Source organism: Roseibium sediminicola, from assembly GCF_023156505.1.
Taxonomy (GTDB): domain Bacteria; phylum Pseudomonadota; class Alphaproteobacteria; order Rhizobiales; family Stappiaceae; genus Roseibium; species Roseibium sediminicola.
The window spans coordinates 80,145-99,641 of sequence record NZ_JALNMJ010000010.1 but is presented as its reverse complement, the minus strand read 5'-3'; the positions used below and the strand labels follow the sequence as shown (position 1 = coordinate 99,641).

Annotated in this window: 15 protein-coding genes; all 15 read left to right on the top strand. The window is 62.7% G+C overall.

From position 1 onward, the window contains the following. The first annotated feature begins 6 nt into the window (after window positions 1–6). The 15 genes from M0H32_RS15375 to M0H32_RS15305 all read left to right on the top strand — a co-directional run bounded on the left by M0H32_RS15375 (window position 7) and on the right by M0H32_RS15305 (window position 19,182). Entirely contained in the window at window positions 7–1,719 is a 1,713-nt protein-coding gene (locus tag M0H32_RS15375) for a peptidoglycan D,D-transpeptidase FtsI family protein (protein WP_248155539.1), read from the top strand. Between the two features lie 101 nt (window positions 1,720–1,820). Further along, on the top strand, window positions 1,821–3,290 hold the full coding sequence (locus M0H32_RS15370) for a UDP-N-acetylmuramoyl-L-alanyl-D-glutamate--2,6-diaminopimelate ligase (RefSeq protein WP_248155537.1): 1,470 nt from the start codon (window positions 1,821–1,823) through the stop codon (window positions 3,288–3,290). Beyond that, window positions 3,287–4,717 carry a UDP-N-acetylmuramoylalanyl-D-glutamyl-2,6-diaminopimelate--D-alanyl-D-alanine ligase gene (locus tag M0H32_RS15365; RefSeq protein ID WP_248155535.1) on the top strand — a complete coding sequence of 477 codons (1,431 nt, stop codon included), beginning with the start codon at window positions 3,287–3,289 and terminating at the stop codon, window positions 4,715–4,717. Before M0H32_RS15370 ends, M0H32_RS15365 begins: the two co-directional genes overlap by 4 nt. A gap of 14 nt (window positions 4,718–4,731) precedes the next feature. Next, window positions 4,732–5,817 carry a phospho-N-acetylmuramoyl-pentapeptide-transferase gene (gene mraY / locus M0H32_RS15360; RefSeq protein WP_248155533.1) on the top strand — a complete coding sequence of 362 codons (1,086 nt, stop codon included), beginning with the start codon at window positions 4,732–4,734 and terminating at the stop codon, window positions 5,815–5,817. A gap of 3 nt (window positions 5,818–5,820) precedes the next feature. Next, window positions 5,821–7,221, top strand: coding sequence for a UDP-N-acetylmuramoyl-L-alanine--D-glutamate ligase (murD, locus tag M0H32_RS15355; protein WP_248155530.1), 1,401 nt, complete (start codon window positions 5,821–5,823; stop codon window positions 7,219–7,221). A gap of 1 nt (window position 7,222) precedes the next feature. Further along, on the top strand, window positions 7,223–8,380 hold the full coding sequence (gene ftsW, locus M0H32_RS15350; RefSeq protein WP_248155528.1) for a putative lipid II flippase FtsW: 1,158 nt from the start codon (window positions 7,223–7,225) through the stop codon (window positions 8,378–8,380). A 17-nt stretch (window positions 8,381–8,397) separates the two neighbouring features. Next, window positions 8,398–9,504 carry an undecaprenyldiphospho-muramoylpentapeptide beta-N-acetylglucosaminyltransferase gene (murG, locus tag M0H32_RS15345; protein WP_248155526.1) on the top strand — a complete coding sequence of 369 codons (1,107 nt, stop codon included), beginning with the start codon at window positions 8,398–8,400 and terminating at the stop codon, window positions 9,502–9,504. After that, entirely contained in the window at window positions 9,501–10,901 is a 1,401-nt protein-coding gene (murC, locus tag M0H32_RS15340) for a UDP-N-acetylmuramate--L-alanine ligase (protein WP_248155524.1), read from the top strand. The genes murG and murC overlap by 4 nt, the downstream gene beginning before the upstream one ends. A 14-nt stretch (window positions 10,902–10,915) precedes the next feature. After that, entirely contained in the window at window positions 10,916–11,887 is a 972-nt protein-coding gene (gene murB, locus M0H32_RS15335; protein ID WP_248155522.1) for a UDP-N-acetylmuramate dehydrogenase, read from the top strand. Beyond that, a complete protein-coding gene (locus M0H32_RS15330) occupies window positions 11,888–12,814 on the top strand; it encodes a D-alanine--D-alanine ligase (protein WP_248155520.1) in 927 nt (308 codons plus the stop codon). After that, entirely contained in the window at window positions 12,802–13,716 is a 915-nt protein-coding gene (locus M0H32_RS15325) for a cell division protein FtsQ/DivIB (RefSeq protein WP_248155518.1), read from the top strand. The genes M0H32_RS15330 and M0H32_RS15325 overlap by 13 nt, the downstream gene beginning before the upstream one ends. Next, complete coding sequence (ftsA, locus tag M0H32_RS15320) at window positions 13,713–15,035, top strand: cell division protein FtsA (protein ID WP_248155516.1); 1,323 nt, start codon at window positions 13,713–13,715, stop codon at window positions 15,033–15,035. The genes M0H32_RS15325 and ftsA overlap by 4 nt, the downstream gene beginning before the upstream one ends. Before the next feature lie 115 nt (window positions 15,036–15,150). Next, a complete protein-coding gene (ftsZ, locus tag M0H32_RS15315) occupies window positions 15,151–16,902 on the top strand; it encodes a cell division protein FtsZ (RefSeq protein WP_248155773.1) in 1,752 nt (583 codons plus the stop codon). Between the two features lie 261 nt (window positions 16,903–17,163). Continuing rightward, window positions 17,164–18,108: a UDP-3-O-acyl-N-acetylglucosamine deacetylase gene (gene lpxC / locus M0H32_RS15310; protein WP_248155514.1), complete on the top strand. Its 945-nt coding sequence runs from the start codon at window positions 17,164–17,166 to the stop codon at window positions 18,106–18,108. Window positions 18,109–18,369: 261 nt separating this feature from the next. Beyond that, window positions 18,370–19,182: an outer membrane protein assembly factor BamD gene (locus tag M0H32_RS15305; RefSeq protein WP_425607327.1), complete on the top strand. Its 813-nt coding sequence runs from the start codon at window positions 18,370–18,372 to the stop codon at window positions 19,180–19,182. Window positions 19,183–19,497 lie beyond the last annotated feature (315 nt).

The following is a 19,497-nucleotide window of genomic DNA, read 5'->3' as shown; positions in this document are numbered from 1 at the left end:
CCGGTCATGACGATGGTAAGCGAACCGGCAAGTTTCCTTCAGGTGCGGCGGGCGCAGCCCCGGGCCGTCCGGGGATCCGTCTCCTCCAGCGCGGTCAAGTCCCGCGTCTATGTCGCCATGCTGGCCTTTGCCTGTGTTTATGTCGCCATCGCCGGGCGGCTGGTGATGCTGGCGCAGATGGAAGAAGCGCCGTCGCGGGCGTTCATTTCCGCTCAGGATTCCGTCTCCGCCTCACGGCCGGACCTGATCGACCGCAATGGCGAGATCCTGGCGACCGACATCAAGACCGCGTCACTTTACGCGGAGCCGCGCCGCATCCTGGATGTGGACGAGGCGACCGAAGGGCTTGTGCGGGTGCTGCCCGAGCTGGACGAAGAGCTTGTGCGCCGCCGTCTCGGCAGCGGTGCCGGATTTGTCTGGCTGAAGCGGGAGCTGACCCCGAAACAGGCCGAAGACGTCCACAATCTTGGCCTGCCGGGTATCGGCTTCCTGTCGGAGAACCAGCGGTTCTATCCGGGCGGTCCCACCGCCGGTCACATCGTCGGCTCCGTCAACATCGACAACCAGGGCCTGGCTGGGATCGAAAAATACATCGATGACGCCTGGCTCTCCGATCTGCAGTCGCTCGGCTTCACCTCCGACCGGACCATGGAGCCGGTGCGGCTTTCCGTTGACCTCAGGGTGCAGCATGTCGTGCGCGATGAACTCTCCAAGGCCATGGAGCGGTTCAAGGCGATTGCCGCGGCCGGGATCGTGCTCGATGCCAAGACGGGTGAAGTTGTGGCCATGTCCTCCCTGCCTGACTACGATCCCAACGACCGGTCCCAGGCCCTGGAAAAGGACCGCTTGAACCGGGCGACGGGTGGTGTGTTCGAGATGGGCTCGGTCTTCAAGACCTTCACCACCGCCATGGCGCTGGATTCGGGTGCCGTTTCCATCAATGACAGCTTCGACGCAACGCGCCCGATCCGGGCCGGCGGGCGTACGATCAACGATTTCCACGGGAAAAACCGCATCCTGTCGGTGCCGGAAGTCTTCATCTATTCGTCCAATATCGGCACTGCCAAAATGATGCTGGCGACCGGCGTTGCGCGTCAGAAGGAGTTTCTCGGCCGCCTGCATCTGACGGAACGCCTGAAGACGGAACTGCCGGAAAACGCCGCGCCGCTGCTGCCGCCGAAGTGGAATGAACTGGCGGCCATGACCATCTCATTCGGTCACGGTATTTCGGTGACGCCGATGCAGACGGCCGTTGCCGCCGCTGCGCTTGTGAACGGGGGCACGCTGCTGCCGCCGACCTTCCTGCCGCGCAGTCAGGAAGACGTGCAAGCCCTTGGCAAACGTGTCATTTCCGAAGAAACCAGCCGCATGATGCGATACCTGTTCCGCCTGAATGTTCTGTCCGGTTCCGGCCGCAAGGCGGACGTTCCAGGCTATACGATCGGCGGCAAGACGGGCACCGCGGAAAAGATTGAAAACGGCCGGTATGTCAACAACAAGCGCCGCAACTCGTTCCTGTCGGCCTTTCCGATGGACGACCCGCGCTATGTGGTTCTGGTCGTCATCGACGAGCCGAAGCGCGAGCGCGAAGGCACGGGTGTCACGGCTGGCTGGAACGCGGCGCCGACGGTCGGCGCAATCGTCCGGCGGTCCGCGCCAATGCTCGGCGTGATGCCGCGGTTCGGTAAGGGGGATGAACCCATCGAGATTTCCTATTAAGGAGAGACACCGAAGCTTTGAGCGCCGGCGGGGTCGCAGCTGTCCCGGCGCTCACGAATAAGCTTCCACCACATGACGACGCACAAAGATGATCGGAAGAGATGGATCTTGACTATCTGGCCGCAGGCCTCTCCGTGCCGGACACGGCGAAGGGCCTGAAAATAACGGGACTGACGGCGGATAGCCGCAAGGTCCGGCCCGGCTTTCTGTTCGCCGCCTTCAAGGGGGCTTCTGTCGACGGCACGAAATTCGCCCCGGACGCTGCAACGGCCGGGGCCAATGCCATTCTGTGCGCCGATGACGCCGTTGAGACCGTGCGCGCCGCCTGCGGTGACAAGGTGATTGTGATCGGCGCGGCCGAGCCGCGCCGGGCCTTCGCAAGAATGGCGGCTCGGTTTTATGGCGCGCAGCCCGACACCATCGTTGCGGTGACCGGCACCGCCGGCAAGACCTCGGTGGCGCATTTTGCGCGTCAGATCTTTCAGGCGGCCGGTCATCCGGCGGCCAGTCTCGGCACGCTCGGCATCGTCAAGCCGGGCGGCGAAAGTTACGGTGGCCTGACCACGCCGGATCCGGTGCTGCTGCATGAACAGCTGGCGCTGCTGGAAGACGAAGGCGTCAACCACGCGGCCATGGAAGCCTCCTCCCACGGCCTTGATCAATACCGGCTCGACGGCGTGCGCCTGACGGCGGCGGCCTTCACCAATCTCGGCCGCGATCACATGGATTACCATCCGACCATCGAGGACTATCTGCGCGCCAAGCTTCGGCTCTTCTCGGAGCTGCTGCCGGCAGGCGGCACTGTGGTCGTCGATCCGGGCGAAAAATACGCCGACCGGGTACTGGCGGTGGCGCAAAAGCGCGGCCTGCCGGTCCTCAGCGTTGGCGAGACGGGCAAGGACCTGAAGCTGACCGGTTTGAAACCGTCGGGCGCGGGTCAGGAGCTGACCCTGCAGACCGCACGCGGCGAATACAGGGTGACCTTGCCGCTGATCGGCCGTTTCCAGGTATCCAACGCGCTGATTGCCGCAGGACTGGCAATGGCCTCCGGCATCGACACCGGCGCGGTCATGCGCGCCCTGGAAAACCTGAAAGGGGCGCCCGGCCGGCTGGAACTGGCCGGCAAGACCGGGCAGGGCGGTCTGGTTTTTGTCGATTATGCCCACAAGCCCGACGCGCTCGACAATGCGCTGGCGGCCCTGAAACCGTTTGCCTCGGGCAAGCTCTCCGTGATCGTTGGCGCCGGTGGCGACCGTGATCCCGGCAAACGCGAACTCATGGGCGCTGCTGCCGCCCGGCACGCGGATCTGGTCATCGTCACCGACGACAATCCGCGCTCCGAAGACCCAGCCACAATCCGTAAGGCGGTCCTAAGCGGAGCGCCGGAGGCGCTGGAGATCGGCGATCGTTATGAAGCGATTGCGGAAGGTGTCCGGCGGCTCAAGCAGGGTGATATCCTGTGTGTTGCCGGAAAAGGCCACGAAACGGGCCAGATTGTTGGCGACACAGTGATTCCCTTTTCTGATCACGATGCCGTCAAACGCGCCATCAGCCTTGAAGGAAACACATGAGCGACCCGCTTTGGACCTTGAACGCCTTTGTTGAGGCTGCCGGTGGCAGCATCAAGGGCGACGCTGGCGCTGAAATCACCGGAATATCCATCGACAGCCGCACGCTCGAGCCGGGCGATGCCTTTGTTGCCATCAAGGGCGACCGGCTGGACGGACATGATTATGCCGCTGCCGCGCTGGAATCCGGCGCCTCCCTGGCACTGATTGCGGAAGACCGTCTGCCGGACCTGCCGGAAGACGGGCGCTATGTCGTCGTCGAGGATCCGCTGGAAGCCCTGCGCAAGCTTGGCATTGCCGCCCGTGAACGCAGCCGGGCGCGCGTTGTCGCCGTGACCGGGTCCGTCGGCAAGACCGGCACCAAGGAAGCCTTGCGTCTGACCCTTGCCCCTTCCGGCAAGGTGCATGCTTCGGTCGCCTCCTTCAACAATCACTGGGGTGTGCCGCTGACCCTGGCGCGCATGCCGGCAGACACCGATTTCGGCGTCTTCGAGATCGGCATGAACCACGCAGGCGAGATCACGCCGCTGGTGAAGATGGTGCGCCCGCATGTTGCGATCATCACCACGGTGCAGCCGGTGCATCTGGAGTTTTTCGACAGCGTCGAGCAGATCGCCAAGGCCAAGGCGGAGATTTTCGACGGGCTGGAACCCGGCGGAATCGCCGTTTTGAACCGGGATAATCTCCAGTACGACCTGCTGAAATTCCTGGCGGCCACAAAGGGTATCGCCACACTCCACACCTTCGGGGAAAACCCTGCCGCCGACAGCCACATCCAGAAGGTGGTCAGCTATCCGGCTGGGTCCAGCGTGGAGGCGTCAATCCTCGGCCAGGAGATCACCTACAAGATCGGCGCGCCGGGCAAGCATCACGTCAAGAACAGCCTCGCCGTCCTGACCGCTGTGGCGGATCTCGGAGCGGACCTTGCCAAGGCGGGCCTTGCCCTCGATACGATGCGCGCGCCGAAGGGACGGGGCGAAGTCTCCCGCCTGCCGATCCAGAAGGGCGAACTGAACCTGATCGACGAAAGCTACAACGCCAACCCGGCCTCTATGCGCGCCGCGCTGGCCGTGCTCGGCGAAGCGCCGGTGACCCGGCCGGGTCGCAGGGTTGCCGTTCTCGGCGACATGCGCGAGTTGGGGGGCGACGCCGACCGCCTGCACGCGGAATTGCTGAAGCCGATCACGGAGGCCGGTATCGACGCCGTCTATTGCGCCGGGCCGCATATGTATGCGCTCTGGCAGGACCTGCCGCATGACCTGCGCGGACATTACTGCGAAGAGTCGAAAGATCTGGAAGACGTTCTTTTGAGCGACGTCCGGGCCGGAGATGTTGTTATGATCAAGGGATCGCTCGGAACCCTCATGGGGCCGCTTGTCGAGGCCCTCAAAAAGGAATATCCGCCGTTGGACGATACCGAGGCGGCATAAGGGGCTTTGATTGAATGTTTTATTTCCTGGGGCAATTCGCGGATCAAGTTTCGGCACTGAACGTGTTCCGGTACATCACGTTCCGCACGGGCGGCGCGATCATGACGGCGCTGTTCTTCGTTTTTCTGTTCGGCCCGAAAATCATTGCAAGCCTCAGGATCCGTCAGGGACATGGCCAGCCGATCCGCTCCGACGGCCCGGAAAGCCATCTCCTGACCAAAAAAGGCACGCCGACCATGGGCGGCCTGATGATCCTCTCCGGGGCGCTGGTCGCCGCGCTGCTCTGGTCGGATCTTTCCAACCCCTATGTCTGGGTGGTGGTCGCGGTCACGCTCGGTTTCGGCAGCATCGGCTTTTACGACGACTATCTGAAGGTGACCAAGTCCTCGCACAAGGGCTTCGGCGGCAAGGCACGGCTCGGACTTGAGTTCATTATTGCCGCCTCCGCCGCCTTTGCGGTGACCATTCTGGACACGTCCGCCTATTCGGAAGCGATCACCTTTCCTTTCCTCAAGGAATTCACGCTCAATCTGGGGATTGTGTTCATTCCCTTCGCGGCCTTCGTGATGGTCGGGGCCGGCAACGCGGTCAACCTCACCGACGGTCTCGACGGCCTTGCAATCGTGCCGGTGATGATCGCCTGCGCCTCTTTCGGCCTGATCGCCTATCTCTCCGGTAACGCGGTTTTCGCCAGTTACCTGCAGATCCATCATGTCGCCGGCACCGGTGAACTGGCGGTGATTTGCGGTGCCGTCATTGGCGCCGGTCTCGGCTTTCTGTGGTTCAACGCGCCGCCAGCGGCCATCTTCATGGGTGACACCGGCTCGCTGGCGCTCGGCGGCATGATCGGCGCCATCGCCGTTGCCACCAAACACGAGATCGTGCTGGCGATCATCGGCGGCCTGTTCGTGCTCGAGGCCGTCTCCGTGATCGTGCAAGTGATCTCCTTCCGCCTCACCGGCAAGCGTGTCTTCCGGATGGCGCCGATCCACCATCATTTCGAGATCATGGGCTGGACCGAGAGCCAGGTCGTGATCCGCTTCTGGATCATCTCCGTCGTCCTGGCCCTGCTTGGCCTTGCCACCTTGAAGCTGAGGTAAGCGATGATCCCGGTCACCACATTTCAAAACCAGAAGGTTGCCCTCTTCGGGCTCGGCGGCTCCGGTCTTGCGACCGCGCGGGCGCTGGCGGCTGGCGGCGCTGATGTGGTTTGTTTTGACGACAATGAAGACCGGGTGGCGCAGGCGGCCGCCGAAGGCCTGGCAACGCTGGATCTGCGCGAGCTGGACTGGTCCTCGGTCTCGGCGTTGGTGCTGGCGCCAGGCGTGCCGCTGACCCATCCGGCTCCGCACTGGACCGTGGATCTTGCCCGCGAAGCCGGGATCGAGATCATCGGCGATGTCGAACTCTTCTGCCGCGAGCGGCGCAAGCTTTGTCCCGCCGCGCCGCTGATCGCGATCACTGGCACCAACGGCAAGTCGACCACTACCGCATTGGTGACCCATCTCCTGAAGGAACTGGGCCTCGACGTGCAGATGGGCGGTAATATCGGCACACCGGTTCTGGAGCTGAAACCGCCGCAGCCGGGGCGCCACTACGTTGTCGAGTGTTCGTCCTACCAGATCGATCTGGCGCCGTCGCTGGACCCGACGGTCGGCATTCACATGAACCTGTCGCCCGACCATCTCGACCGGCACGGCACCATGGACCATTATGCCGCGATCAAGGAACGGCTGGTGGCCGGTGCCAAGGTCGCGGTTGTCGGCGTCGACGACCGGATGTCGTCGGCGATTGCCGACCGGCTCGAACTGGCGCGCAAGCCGGTCTGCCGCATTGCCGGCGAGCGCGAGTTGACGTCCGGCATCTATGCCCGGCACGGCCGTTTGGTCGAGGCCCATGACGGTGCCCAGAGCGAAGTGGCGCTGCTCGGCGGCATCGACAGTCTGCGCGGTGACCACAATGGCCAGAACGCGGCCGCCGCCTTTGCGGCCCTGCGCGCCCTGGAACTGCCAGCGGCGAAGATCGCCGCGGCCATGGCCAGCTTCCCGGGCCTGCATCACCGTATGGAAGTGGTATCGAAACAGGGACGGGTGCTGTTCATCAACGACAGCAAGGCGACCAACGCGGACGCCGCGGCGCGTGCGCTGGCGAGTTTCGATCGGATCTACTGGATCGCCGGTGGCCGCGCCAAGGAAGGCGGAATTTCCTCGCTGGACGAGTATTTCCCGAGGATCGCCAAGGCCTTCCTGATCGGCGAGGCCGCGCGGGACTTTTCAAAGACCCTGGAGGGGCGGGTGCCGCACACGATCAGTGGAACCTTGACCCAGGCGGTCAAGGACGCCGCGGCCGAGGCAGCCGAGGATGGCGCGGAAGAAATCGCCATTCTTCTGTCACCCGCCTGCGCAAGCTTTGATCAATTCCCGAATTTCGAATTGCGGGGCGCTGCTTTTGTAGACGCGGTGCGTGCCTTGCCTGATGCACTCACTCAGGAGGAGGTCGCGTAACATGGTTTCACGCGCCGATCGCAGCCGCTTTGCCGAATGGCTCTGGACTGTGGACCACTATCTCCTTGCGGCCTTTGGACTTCTGATGGTCGGTGGCGTGGTCCTGTCCTTCGCGGCAAGCCCGCCGGTGGCCGAACGGCTCGGTGTTGAAACCCTGTTCTTCGTTAAGCGACAGGCCATGTTCCTGGTCCCCGGCGTGATCATCATGCTGGCGGCCTCGTTAATGCCGCCACGCATGGTCCGGCGCGCCGCGCTGATCGTGTTCACGATCTCGCTTCTCTTGATGATCGCGACCCTGTTCGCCGGCTTCGAGGCCAAGGGCGCCCGGCGCTGGATCTATATCGCCGGGTTCTCGCTGCAGCCGTCGGAATTCCTGAAACCGGCCTTTGTGATCCTGATTGCGTTTCTGTTGTCGGAAAGCGGACGCCGCCGGGAAGTGCCCGGTGTGCTGTTCGCCTTCGTGCTGTTTGCGATCTGCGCCGCGCTTTTGATCGCACAGCCGGATTTCGGCCAGACCATGCTGCTGGGTCTCGTCTGGGCGGGGCTGTTCTTCCTGAACGGCATTTCCTGGCTGATCATCATGGCGCTCGGCCTGATCGGCATTGCCGGGCTGTTTGCCGCTTATGCCTTCCTCCCGCACGTGACCAACCGCGTCGACCGGTTTCTCGATCCGGCGTCCGGAGACACCTACCAGGTCGACACCGCCCGGGATTCCTTCCTGGCCGGCGGCTGGTTCGGCCGCGGTCCGGGTGAGGGCACTGTGAAGCGCATTCTGCCGGACAGCCACACCGATTTCATCTTCGCCGTGGTCGGGGAGGAGTTCGGCGTGATCATCTGTCTGGTGCTGGTCTCCGTCTTCGCCTTCATCGTACTGCGCGGGCTCAAACATGCCAGCCGAGACCAGGACGCGTTCAGCCGTCTGGCGACCGCGGGCCTCGTGGTCCTGTTCGGTCTGCAGGCGACCATCAATCTTGCCGTGAACCTTCATCTGATGCCGTCCAAGGGCATGACGCTGCCATTCATCTCCTATGGCGGCTCGTCCCTGTTGTCCTCCGCCATGACCGCAGGCGCCATTCTGGCGCTGACGCGACGGCGGCCGCAGCCCTCGCGCGGCGATGTCGTCACGGTCAGCCGGTTGTCACCCTCGTCCCTAATGTAAATCCGTAAGCCGATTTCATGAGTAAAACTGTTTTATTGACGGCCGGCGGCACAGGCGGCCACCTGTTTCCCGCACAGGCGCTTGCCAGCGAGCTGATCCGGCGTGGCTGGACCGTGGAGCTGGCGACGGACGAGCGCGCCGACAAATACGGCAGCGCCTTTCCGGCCCGCGAGGTCCACATCATTTCCTCCGAAACCATTCGCGGCCGCAATCCCCTGCTGCTGGCGAAGACCGCGCTCAAACTGATGTTGGGCACCCTGCAGGCGCGCAAGGTTATCAAGAAACTCAAGCCGGACGTCGTCGCCGGCTTCGGCGGGTACCCGACCTTTCCGCCGATGTTCGCGGCGCGCCTGACCGGAACCCCGTCTGTGTTGCATGAAGCGAACGGTGTCATGGGCCGGGCCAACAAGTTGCTGGCCAAGGGTGTTGACGCAATCGCAACCAGCGTGCCGATGGACGATCTTCCGGCAGAGCTGACCGCGAAACTGGTCGAGACCGGCAACCCGGTGCGCGACGCGGTTTTGAATGCCTCCGAGATTTTCTACTCGACGCCCGAACCGACCGGTCCTTTCCGGTTGTTGGTGTTCGGTGGTTCGCAAGGCGCGCGGTTCTTCTCGGATCTGGTGCCGCCTGCGGTCGAGAAATTGCCTGAAGACATTCGAAAACGCCTCCAAATCGTGCAGCAATGCCGGCCGGAAGACATGGAGCGGGTTCAGGCGGCTTATGACGCGCTTGGCGTTCAGGCCGAATGCGCGCCGTTTTTCCAGGACATGCCGCAACGGATCGCGCATGCGCATCTCGTCTTGTGCCGCTCGGGGGCTTCCTCGGTGAGCGAGCTCGGCGTGCTGGGCCGGCCTTCCATTCTGGTGCCGTTGCCCGGCGCCATCGATCAGGACCAGGCCGCCAATGCCAAGGTTCTGGAAAAGGTCGGCGGCGCCTGGCCGATCCGGCAGGTGGATCTTTATCCGGAGCGTCTCGCCAAGGAAATCCTCCGGTTCATGAATGCGCCGGAAATGCTCAAGGAAGCCGCGAAAAACGCGCGCAGCGTCGGCAGGCCCGATGCGGTCAAACGCCTGGCCGATCTGGTCGAAAAGATTGCCACGAAACAAGGAGAACGGCCATGAAGATGCCGCAGGATATCGGACCGGTGCATTTTGTCGGCATCGGCGGCATCGGCATGAGTGGCATTGCCGAGGTGCTGAAAACCCTTGGCTACGAGGTGCAGGGCTCCGACATGGCCGAAAACGCCAATGTCCAGCGTTTGCGGGCAAACGGCATCAAGGTGACGGTCGGCCACGCCGCGGACAATCTCGGCGATGCTGAGGTGCTGGTGGTGTCTTCCGCGATCAAGAAGGACAATCCGGAACTGGTCGCGGCCCGTGAAAAACTGATCCCGGTGGTGCGCCGCGCGGAAATGCTGGCCGAGTTGATGCGCTTCAAGCAGGCGATCGCCGTCGGGGGCACCCATGGCAAAACCACGACGACCTCCATGGTCGCGGCGCTGCTGGATGCCGGCGGACTCGATCCGACTGTGATCAATGGCGGTATCATCAACGCCTACGGCACCAATGCGCGCATGGGCGAGGGCGACTGGATGGTGGTCGAGGCCGACGAGAGTGACGGCACCTTCATCAAGCTGCCCGCCGACATCGCCATCGTCACCAATATCGATCCGGAGCATCTCGACCATTATGGCGACTTCGCCGGCGTTCGCGCGGCGTTCCGGCAATTCGTCGAGAACGTGCCCTTTTACGGCTTCGCCGTGATGTGCCTGGACCACCCGGAAGTCCAGACCATGATCGGCACGATCGAGGACCGGCGCGTCGTCACCTACGGCACCAACCCGCAGGCCGATGTGCGCTTCACCGATGTCTCCATGGATGGCGGCAAGTCGATTTTCTCGGTCACCATTCGCGACCGGCGCAATGACGAGGTCACGGAACTGACCGATCTGGTGCTGCCGATGCCCGGCCTGCACAACGTTTCCAACGCGACGGCGGCGATTGCGGTTGCCTCCCAGCTCGGTGTCGGCGCGGAAGACCTGAAGAAGGGCATTTCCGGTTTTGGTGGCGTCAAGCGGCGTTTCACCCACACAGGCACGGTCGGCGGCGTTCAGATCTTCGACGATTACGGCCACCATCCGGTCGAGATCAAGGCGGTGCTGCATGCCGCTCGCGAATCGACCAAGGGCAAGGTCATCGCGGTGATGCAGCCGCATCGCTATTCGCGCCTGCACAGCCTGTTCGACGATTTTTCCAACTGTTTCAACGACGCCGACAACGTGATCATTGCGCCGGTCTACCCGGCCGGTGAGCAGCCCATCGAAGGCGCGCTGCACACCGATCTGGTGTCGGGCATGAAGACCCGCGGGCACCGCAACGTCCAGGCAATTGAGGGGCCGGAAGACATCCCGGCCCTGATCAAGGAGATCGCGGAACCGGGCGACTTCGTCATCTGCCTCGGCGCCGGCAACATCACCCAGTGGGCCTACGCTTTGCCGAAGCAGCTCGAAGCGCTTTAGGAGGGAGACGGCTTATGGGTTTCCCCGATCTCCTTTCGCAGTATCCCGACCTGGCCGAAGGCATTCGCGGCAGGTTGACCGTCAACCAGCCGCTTTCGGCTGTCACCTGGTTCCGCACCGGCGGTCCGGCCCAGCTGATGTTCCAGCCGGCCGACGAGGAAGACCTCGCGGCCTTCCTGAAAAAGCTGCCGAGGGAGATCCCGGTGCTGCCGGTCGGTCTCGGATCGAACCTTTTGATCCGGGACGGCGGCCTGGAAGGAGTGGTGATCCGGCTGAGCGCAAAGGGGTTTGGCGCGGTCGAGGAGATCGGTGGCCACCGGATCCGCGCGGGGGCGGCTGTTCCCGACAAGCGGCTTGCGGAAGCCGCCGCCAAGGCCGGGCTGGGTGGATTTGCCTTCTACACAGGTATTCCGGGCGGGTTGGGCGGTGCGCTGCGGATGAATGCCGGTGCCCATGGTACGGAAACCCGCGAGCGTATGGTCGAGCTCACCGCGATTGACCGTGACGGCACCCGTCATGTGCTGTCAAACGCGGAGATGGGCTACGCCTACCGCCATTCGGGCGCCTCGAAGGATCTGATTTTCACGTCCGCCGTGTTCGAGGGCCTGCCGCAGGACGAGGCCTCGATCCGCCAGGAAATGGCGGATGTGGTCGCGCACCGGGAAAAGGCCCAACCGATCCGAGAAAAGACCGGGGGATCGACCTTCAAGAACCCGCCGGGTACTTCCGCCTGGAAGGAAGTCGACGCCGCCGGCTGCCGCGGGCTGACCGTCGGTGGCGCGCAGATGTCGGAAATGCACTGCAATTTCATGATCAACACCGGCAACGCCACCGGACATGAACTGGAACTTCTGGGCGAAACGGTGCGCGCGCGGGTACTGCAGCACAGCGGCATCCAGCTGGAATGGGAAATCAAGCGGCTGGGCACGTTCGGGCCGGAAGGCGCGATCGAGCCGTTTTTGGGGCAAGCAGGGGAGGCTGCATAGATGGCCAGCAAACACGTCGCCGTCCTGATGGGCGGCTGGGTCAACGAACGCCCGGTTTCTCTTGCCAGCGGCGGGGGGTGCGCAGATGCGCTCGAAGAGGCCGGCTATCGGGTTACCCGGGTCGATGTCGATCGCGATGTTTCGGCTGTTTTGAAGAAACTGAAGCCGGATGTCGCCTTCAATGCCCTGCACGGCCCCTTCGGCGAGGATGGCTGCATTCAGGGAATATTAGAGTTTCTTAACATTCCCTATACGCATTCCGGAGTGATGGCTTCGAGCCTTGCCATGAACAAGGTGAAGGCAAAAGCGGTGATGCAGGCGGCCGGTGTTCCGGTGACCGAGCACCTGATTGTGAACCGCCACGACATCCAGCGCGAACATCCGATGAAGCCGCCTTACGTGCTGAAGCCGATCAACGAAGGCTCGAGCTTCGGGGTGCTGATTGTCAAGGAAGATCAAGAGTTTCCGCCGCAGGAGCTGGGCCGGAGCGACTGGCCTTACCCAGATGTCCTGATGTGCGAAAAGTTTATCAAGGGGCGCGAATTGACCTGCGCGGTCATGGAAGACCGGGCGCTTGGCGTCATCGACATCGTGCCTGTGGGGCACGGCTTCTACGATTATGATGCAAAATATGTAGAAGGCGGTTCAAAACACATCCTTCCTGCAAAAATTTCACCGATTGTTTACCAAACCATAGAGACACTAGCGGTTAAGGCGCATCAGGCGTTGGGATGCCGCGGCGTTTCCCGGGCCGACTTCCGATTCGATGAACGCGAAGACGGATCCGGAGACCTGATCTGCCTTGAAGTGAACACGCAACCAGGCATGACGCCGACCTCTCTTGTGCCCGAAATGGCGGCCCACAAGGGAATGAGCTTCAAGGACCTGGTCAGTTGGATGGTTGAGGACGCGAGTTGCTGTCGCTAGCACGCAAACAGAACCGGGATTTGCTGACCCCGCTGGAGGCCGAACTGGCTCCGCGCGGGCGCGGCGTCGCGCGTTTGCACCGGCAGCCCGTCTGGCGCTCCGCTGGACGACTGGCAGATCTTCCGCGCTGGACCGGCTCTGCTGCTGCGCTGGGGTTCTTAACCTTAACGATTGGTTATGGAATAGTCATAGGGGGGCACGGCCGGATCGTTTCCGACGCGCTCCTGTCTGCCGCAGGCTTCGGCATCGAGGCAGTGAAGCTGTCCGGTCAGCGCGAAATCGACGAGTTTCAGATCCTGGAAGCCCTGGAAATCCACGAAGGGTCCTCGCTGGCGTTGTTCGATGCGGCCGGTGCGCGCGAGCGTCTCAGCCAGATGGCCTGGGTGAAGAACGCTTCGGTGATGAAGCTCTATCCGAGCACCTTGCAGATCAACATCGAGGAGCGGGTGCCTTACGTGCTGTGGCAGCGCGGGGACCTGGTCTCGATCGTCAACGAGGCGGGCGACGTCATTACGGATGACGTCGATGGCCGCTACGCCAATCTCCTTCTTGTGGTCAATCACGGCGCGCAGCGCCGGGCGGGGGAGATCAACACGGCGCTGGAACGGGTCCCGGAACTGCGCCCACGCGTGCGCGCCGCGTTCCTGATCTCGGACCGTCGCTGGGACCTGCAGCTGGAAAACGGCATTTCGATCCGCCTGCCTGAGGACAATATCGATGCGGCACTGGCCGATCTTGTGAAAATGGATGAAGAAAGCGGCCTGCTGTCGCGGGACATCGTGGCGATCGACATGCGCCTGGCCGACCGGGTCACCGTACGGCTGTCGGACGAAGCGGCCGAGGAACGCAAGATCATGACCGGCGGCAAGGGCCGGGCAGGCAAGAAGGAGCGGGACACATGAGCCGTTCCGGATCCCACCTGTATCTGCCCAAGATGCGTCCGCTGCCGAGCCGGCGCGCGGTCATCATGTCCGTGCTCGATGTCGGCTCGACCAAGATCTGCTGCCTGATCGCCAAGCTGGTGCCGCAGGAAGACAAGACGATCCTGTCCAGCCGCTCCCACAAGGTGGAAGTGCTTGGCTATGGCTATCAGCGCTCGCGCGGTATCAAGTCCGGTGTCGTTGTTGACATGGACGCGGCCGAGCACGCGATCCGTCTCGCCGTGGACAGCGCCGAGCGCATGGCCGGCGTGACGGTGGAGTCTTTGATCGCCAATGTCAGCTGCGGCCGTCTGCAGAGTGAAATCTACAGCGCCAACGTGCCGCTCGCCGGCGACAGCGTTTCGGAAGCCGACATCCAGCGGGTTCTTTCGGCCGGTTCCAGCCATTCGGTCACCGACGGGCGGGCGGTCACGCATGCCCTGCCGATTTCCTATTCCCTCGACGGCAGCCGCGGCATCCGCGACCCGCGCGGCATGATGGGTCACAAGCTCGGCGTTGAAATGCAGGTGGTTTCGGCGGAAGTGCCGCCGGTGCGCAATCTGGAACTGTGTATCAACCGCGGTCACCTGCATGTGGAAACCATGGTGGCGACGCCCTTTGCCAGTGGCCTGTCGACCATTGTCGACGACGAAGCCGAACTCGGGGTTGCCTGCATCGACATGGGCGGCGGCACGACGACGCTGTCGGTCTTTGTCGATGGCCACATGGTCCATCTCGACGCGATCGCCGTCGGCGGCAATCATGTCACCACGGATATTGCCCGCGCCTTCGCGACCCGCCTCCAGGACGCGGAGCGTTTGAAAACCCTTTACGGCTCGCCGCTGGCCTCCAGCTCGGACGATCGTGACCTGCTCACGGTGCCGCCGCTGGAAAGCGACAGCGACCTGCCCAACCAGATCCCGCGTTCGGCGCTGACCCGTGTCATCCGCCCGCGCGTGGAAGAAATCCTAGAACTCGTGAGAGATCGGCTGACCGCCTCCGGCTTTGCCGGCCGTGTGGGCAAGCAGATCGTTCTGACCGGGGGCGCAAGTCAGCTCACGGGTCTTGGAGAAGTTGCGCGTCACATCCTGGGGCGCAACGTCCGTCTTGGCCGGCCACTCGGTGTCGCCGGTCTTCCCGAGGCCGCCAAAGGTCCGGCTTTTGCCGCCGCCGTTGGCCTCTTGATTTATCCGCAGGTCGCTCAGATCGAACAGTTCGAACACAAGAACCGTCGATCAGGGTGGGGCGGGCAATCTGGTTATCTCGCCCGTGTGGGCCAGTGGATCAGGGAAAGCTTCTGACGACATGAGCCAAGAAGACGACATCCAGGAAATGCAGCTGCCCATCGTGGCAGAGGAACTTAGGGAAGAAGAGGGTTCTCCCGTAGCGGGGGCGCCAGTGGGTCGCGAGGATAATATGACCATCAACCTGAAGATGCCCGACATTCAGGAGCTGAAGCCGCGGATTACGGTTTTCGGCGTCGGCGGCGCGGGCGGAAACGCCGTCAATAACATGATCACAGCAGGCCTCCAGGGGTGCGACTTCGTTTGCGCCAACACGGATGCCCAGGCACTGGCAATGAACCAGTCCGACCGGCTCGTCCAGATGGGCGTCGCCGTCACGGAAGGTCTCGGAGCCGGGTCCCAGCCGGAAGTCGGCTCTGCCGCGGCTGAGGAAGTGATCGACGAGATCAACGACCACCTGTCCGGATCGCATATGGTGTTCATCACCGCCGGCATGGGCGGTGGCACCGGCACTGGCGCGGCCCCCGTGATCGCGCGGGCGGCCCGAGAGCAAGGTATACTCACCGTCGGTGTGGTTACCAAGCCGTTCCAGTTCGAAGGCGCGCGGCGCATGCGCATCGCCGAATCCGGCATTGAGGAACTGCAGCGCAATGTCGACACGCTGATCGTCATTCCGAACCAGAACCTGTTCCGGATTGCCAACGCCCAGACCACCTTCGCCGACGCGTTCGCCATGGCCGACCAGGTGCTCTATTCCGGTGTTGCCTGCATCACCGACCTGATGGTCAAGGAAGGCCTTATCAACCTCGACTTTGCCGACGTCCGCTCCGTGATGCGCGGCATGGGCAAGGCGATGATGGGCACCGGCGAGGCCAGCGGCGAGAAACGCGCGCAGCAGGCCGCGGAAGCGGCCATTGCCAACCCGCTGCTCGACGAATCCTCCATGAAGGGCGCCAAGGGCCTCCTGATCTCGATCACCGGCGGCAATGACCTGACGCTGTTCGAAGTTGACGAAGCGGCCACCCGCATTCGCGAGGAAGTCGACGCGGACGCCAACATCATCCTGGGCGCGACCTTCGACGAAACGCTGGATGGCATCATTCGCGTCTCCGTGGTGGCAACCGGCATCGACAGGGAGGAAGGCCTTGCAGCCAACACCTTTCCTGGCGTTGCAGCACAGCCTCTGAAGAGCGAAGCTCCGGCTGCCCTGCGCACTCCGGAATTCACCACGTCCAAGCCGGCACCGGTCTTTGAAAAGGCCAATGCCGAGGATGCAGCCGCCAAGGCCGTTGCCACTCTCGAGAAGGAACTCGCCATTCCGGAGCCGCAGGCGGTTTCCGTGGCCAGCGATCCGGATGTCGAGATCAAGAAGGTGCAGCCAACAATCGCATCCTTGGGCAAAGCTCCGATGATGGATATCGAGGACGAAGCACCGGCCAAGGCTGTCGAGGACACCCCGGTCAGCCAGCCCTACATCCCGCCGGTTGCCGAAGCTCACAATCCCTCGCCGCGCATGCCGCGTGTGGAAGACTTCCCGCCGATCGCGCAGCGCGAAATCCGCGCTCAGCAGACGCCGGCAAGTGCTCCGCAGCCGGCCGCTCAGGCCCCGGCTCAACCGCAGACCACGGCTGGCTTTGACGAGCATGACGAGGAAGACCGTCGTCCGATGGGTCTTCTGCGCCGGCTTGCCAGCGGTCTCGGCCGCCGCGAGGAAGACGAGGACGAGCACGAGGCTGCGGCCCCGGTCGCCCGTCCCGCGCCGCAGATGCAACAGCCGGCCCCGCGCGCACCCCAGCCGCGTCCGTCCGCACAGGGCGCCGCAGGTCAGCTGGATGGCACCGGGCGCGCCGCGCCGAAGCCGGTCAGCGCAAGCGAAGACGAGCAGTTGGAAATCCCGGCGTTCCTGCGCCGTCAGGCCAACTGATTCGTTAAGCGATCTTCTTCCCTGATCGCGACAGCCCGGAGCTCACGCTTCGGGCTGTTTCCGTGACGGAACTGATTTCACGTTATAATTCAGCGATTTGCGAGCCTGTGAATCGTTACAAACCGTAATAAAGCTTTATTTCGCTCGCCGAAGGAACGGGACTATGTTCCCAACCAACGCGGGATCGTTAAAAGTCCGTAACTTCGCACACTCGAATACCGGACATCCTACGCCCCGCTAACCTCTGAAGGGCAGGGCTTTATGACCACACATGTTGACCGACAGACGACGCTTGCCGATCAGGTGACCCTGACCGGTATCGGCGTTCATTCGGGCAAACCCGCGTCGATCACCCTGGTACCCGCCGAATCTGGTGTGGGGATTGTGTTCACCCGCACCGATCAGGACGATGCCGTTGAAGTGCCGGCGCTTTGGAACAAGGTCACCCAGACGGCCCTGTGCACGGTTCTGGGCGATCCGTCGAAAGACGGCGTGGCCACCGTCGAGCATCTGATGGCCGCTCTCTTCGGCATGGGCGTCGACAACCTGATTGTGGAAATCGACGGGCCGGAAATGCCGATCATGGACGGCAGCAGCGCGGTGTTCGTCGAAGCGATCGAGCAGGCCGGATTGAAGAAACTGGACCGCGGCCGCCGTTATCTCAAGGTCAAGAAGACCGTGCGGGTCGACAATGGCACCGCCTGGTGCGAGCTGCATCCGCATCAGGGTACGAAATTCGACATCACCATTGATTTCGACACGCCGCTCATCGGCCGCCAGCAGTTTTCCGACGAGATCACGCCGGACGTGTTCCGCGACGATCTGTCCCGTGCGCGCACCTTCGGTTATGTGAAGGATGTCGAGCAGCTCTGGAAGATGGGCTTCGCGCTCGGCTCGTCCCTGGACAATTCCGTGGCGATTGCCGAGGACAAGGTCCTGAACCCGGAAGGTACGCGCTGGCCGGATGAATTCGCCCGCCACAAGGCGCTCGACGCGGTCGGTGATCTGGCGCTTGCCGGTCTGCCGATCCTGGGTCTCTACCGCTCCTACAAGGGCGGCCACAAGATGAATCACGCCATCCTGGTGAAGCTGTTCGAAGACCCGAGTGCCTATGAAATCGTCGAATCCCCGGCGTTCCGGCAGGTCGGCCAGGTGGACAAGGGCGGGCTTGCCGCGGCGGCAGCCTTCGGCCCGGACGTCTCCTGATCCCAAAGATTTGAGGCCGCTCCCCTGAGCGGCCTTTTTGATTCTGCGGAAATCGGAGCCTTTTGGCTCCGTTGCCATAAAAATGCTCAAAAAAACCGTCACATGGCCGTTCTGGGCGTGACGGGGACAGGTAAAGTCCGCTAAACACTCCTGTCGAAGAGTTGGGAAGGCCGCGCAGTCGGGGCCTGAAGGGCCGTGCGGCCCGGGAGTATAGGCGTGAACGGAATGGATACTGGTTCTGAAACGAGCAGAACCAAACGCATGAAGAACATCCTGATGCTGGCAGTGCTGGCCGCGCCGCTGGCGCTTGGCGCGTGCAGCAAGAAGGATGATCTCGACGAACTGGCGCTCAACGACACACCGGCCGATGTGCTCTTCAACGAAGGCCTGGCACTGCGCGCCCAGGGCAAGTTGCGCGACTCGACGGAAAAGTTCGAGGAGCTCGACAAGCTTTATCCCTATTCCGAATATTCCAAGAAATCCCTGGTCAACCTGGCCTTCCTGAACTATTCGCGCGGCAAATACACCGAAACGGTGACCGCGGCGAAACGCTTCGTGACGCTTTATCCGGGCGATGAGGATTCGGCCTATATGCTTTACCTGGCCGGTCAGAGCTACTACCGCCAGATGCCGGACATCACGCGCGACCAGGGTGTGACGCTCAAGGCCGGACAGGCCTTTTCCGAATTGATCCAGCGCTTCCCGGATTCCGAATATTCACCGGATGCGGAAAAGAAACTGCGCATTATCAAGGACCAGCTCGGCGGCAAGGAAATGCAGGTCGGGCGCTTCTACCTGAAGAAGCGCAACTACATTGCCGGCATCAACCGCTTCAAGACCGTGGTGGTCGACTATCAGACCACGCGGCACGTGGAAGAGGCGCTGTTCCGCCTGACCGAAGCCTACTACGCGCTCGGTGTTGTCAACGAAGCCCAGACGGCAGCTGCGGTGCTCGGGCACAACTACCCGGACAGCCAGTGGTACAAGGACGCCTATTCGCTGCTCAACAAGGGTGGCTACGAGCCTTCCGAGGACAGCGGTAGCTGGATCAGCCGGGCCTTCAAGAGCATCTAAGGCTGTAGTGACACATTAACGACTGGCATCGTTGGGGTCAGGATCGTTCCTGAACAGGCGGAAAGCGCAAGGAATTGCAGCGCACTTTCGAGCATTTCCAACGCATTCAGGGACGATCCTGGACCTACCCCGTAGGGGCCGCCCGAGAATTGGGTCCTATCCGCGTCGCATGTCGTTGAATATGCCCCGCATGTCCGTCCTCCATGCTCCTTGAAAGAACCCAATTCTCGGGCGGCGCTGCCAATCGTTAATGTGTCACTACAGCCTGGTATCCGCGATACCCAGATCGGGTTTTCCTGCCTCATAAATGAGGTT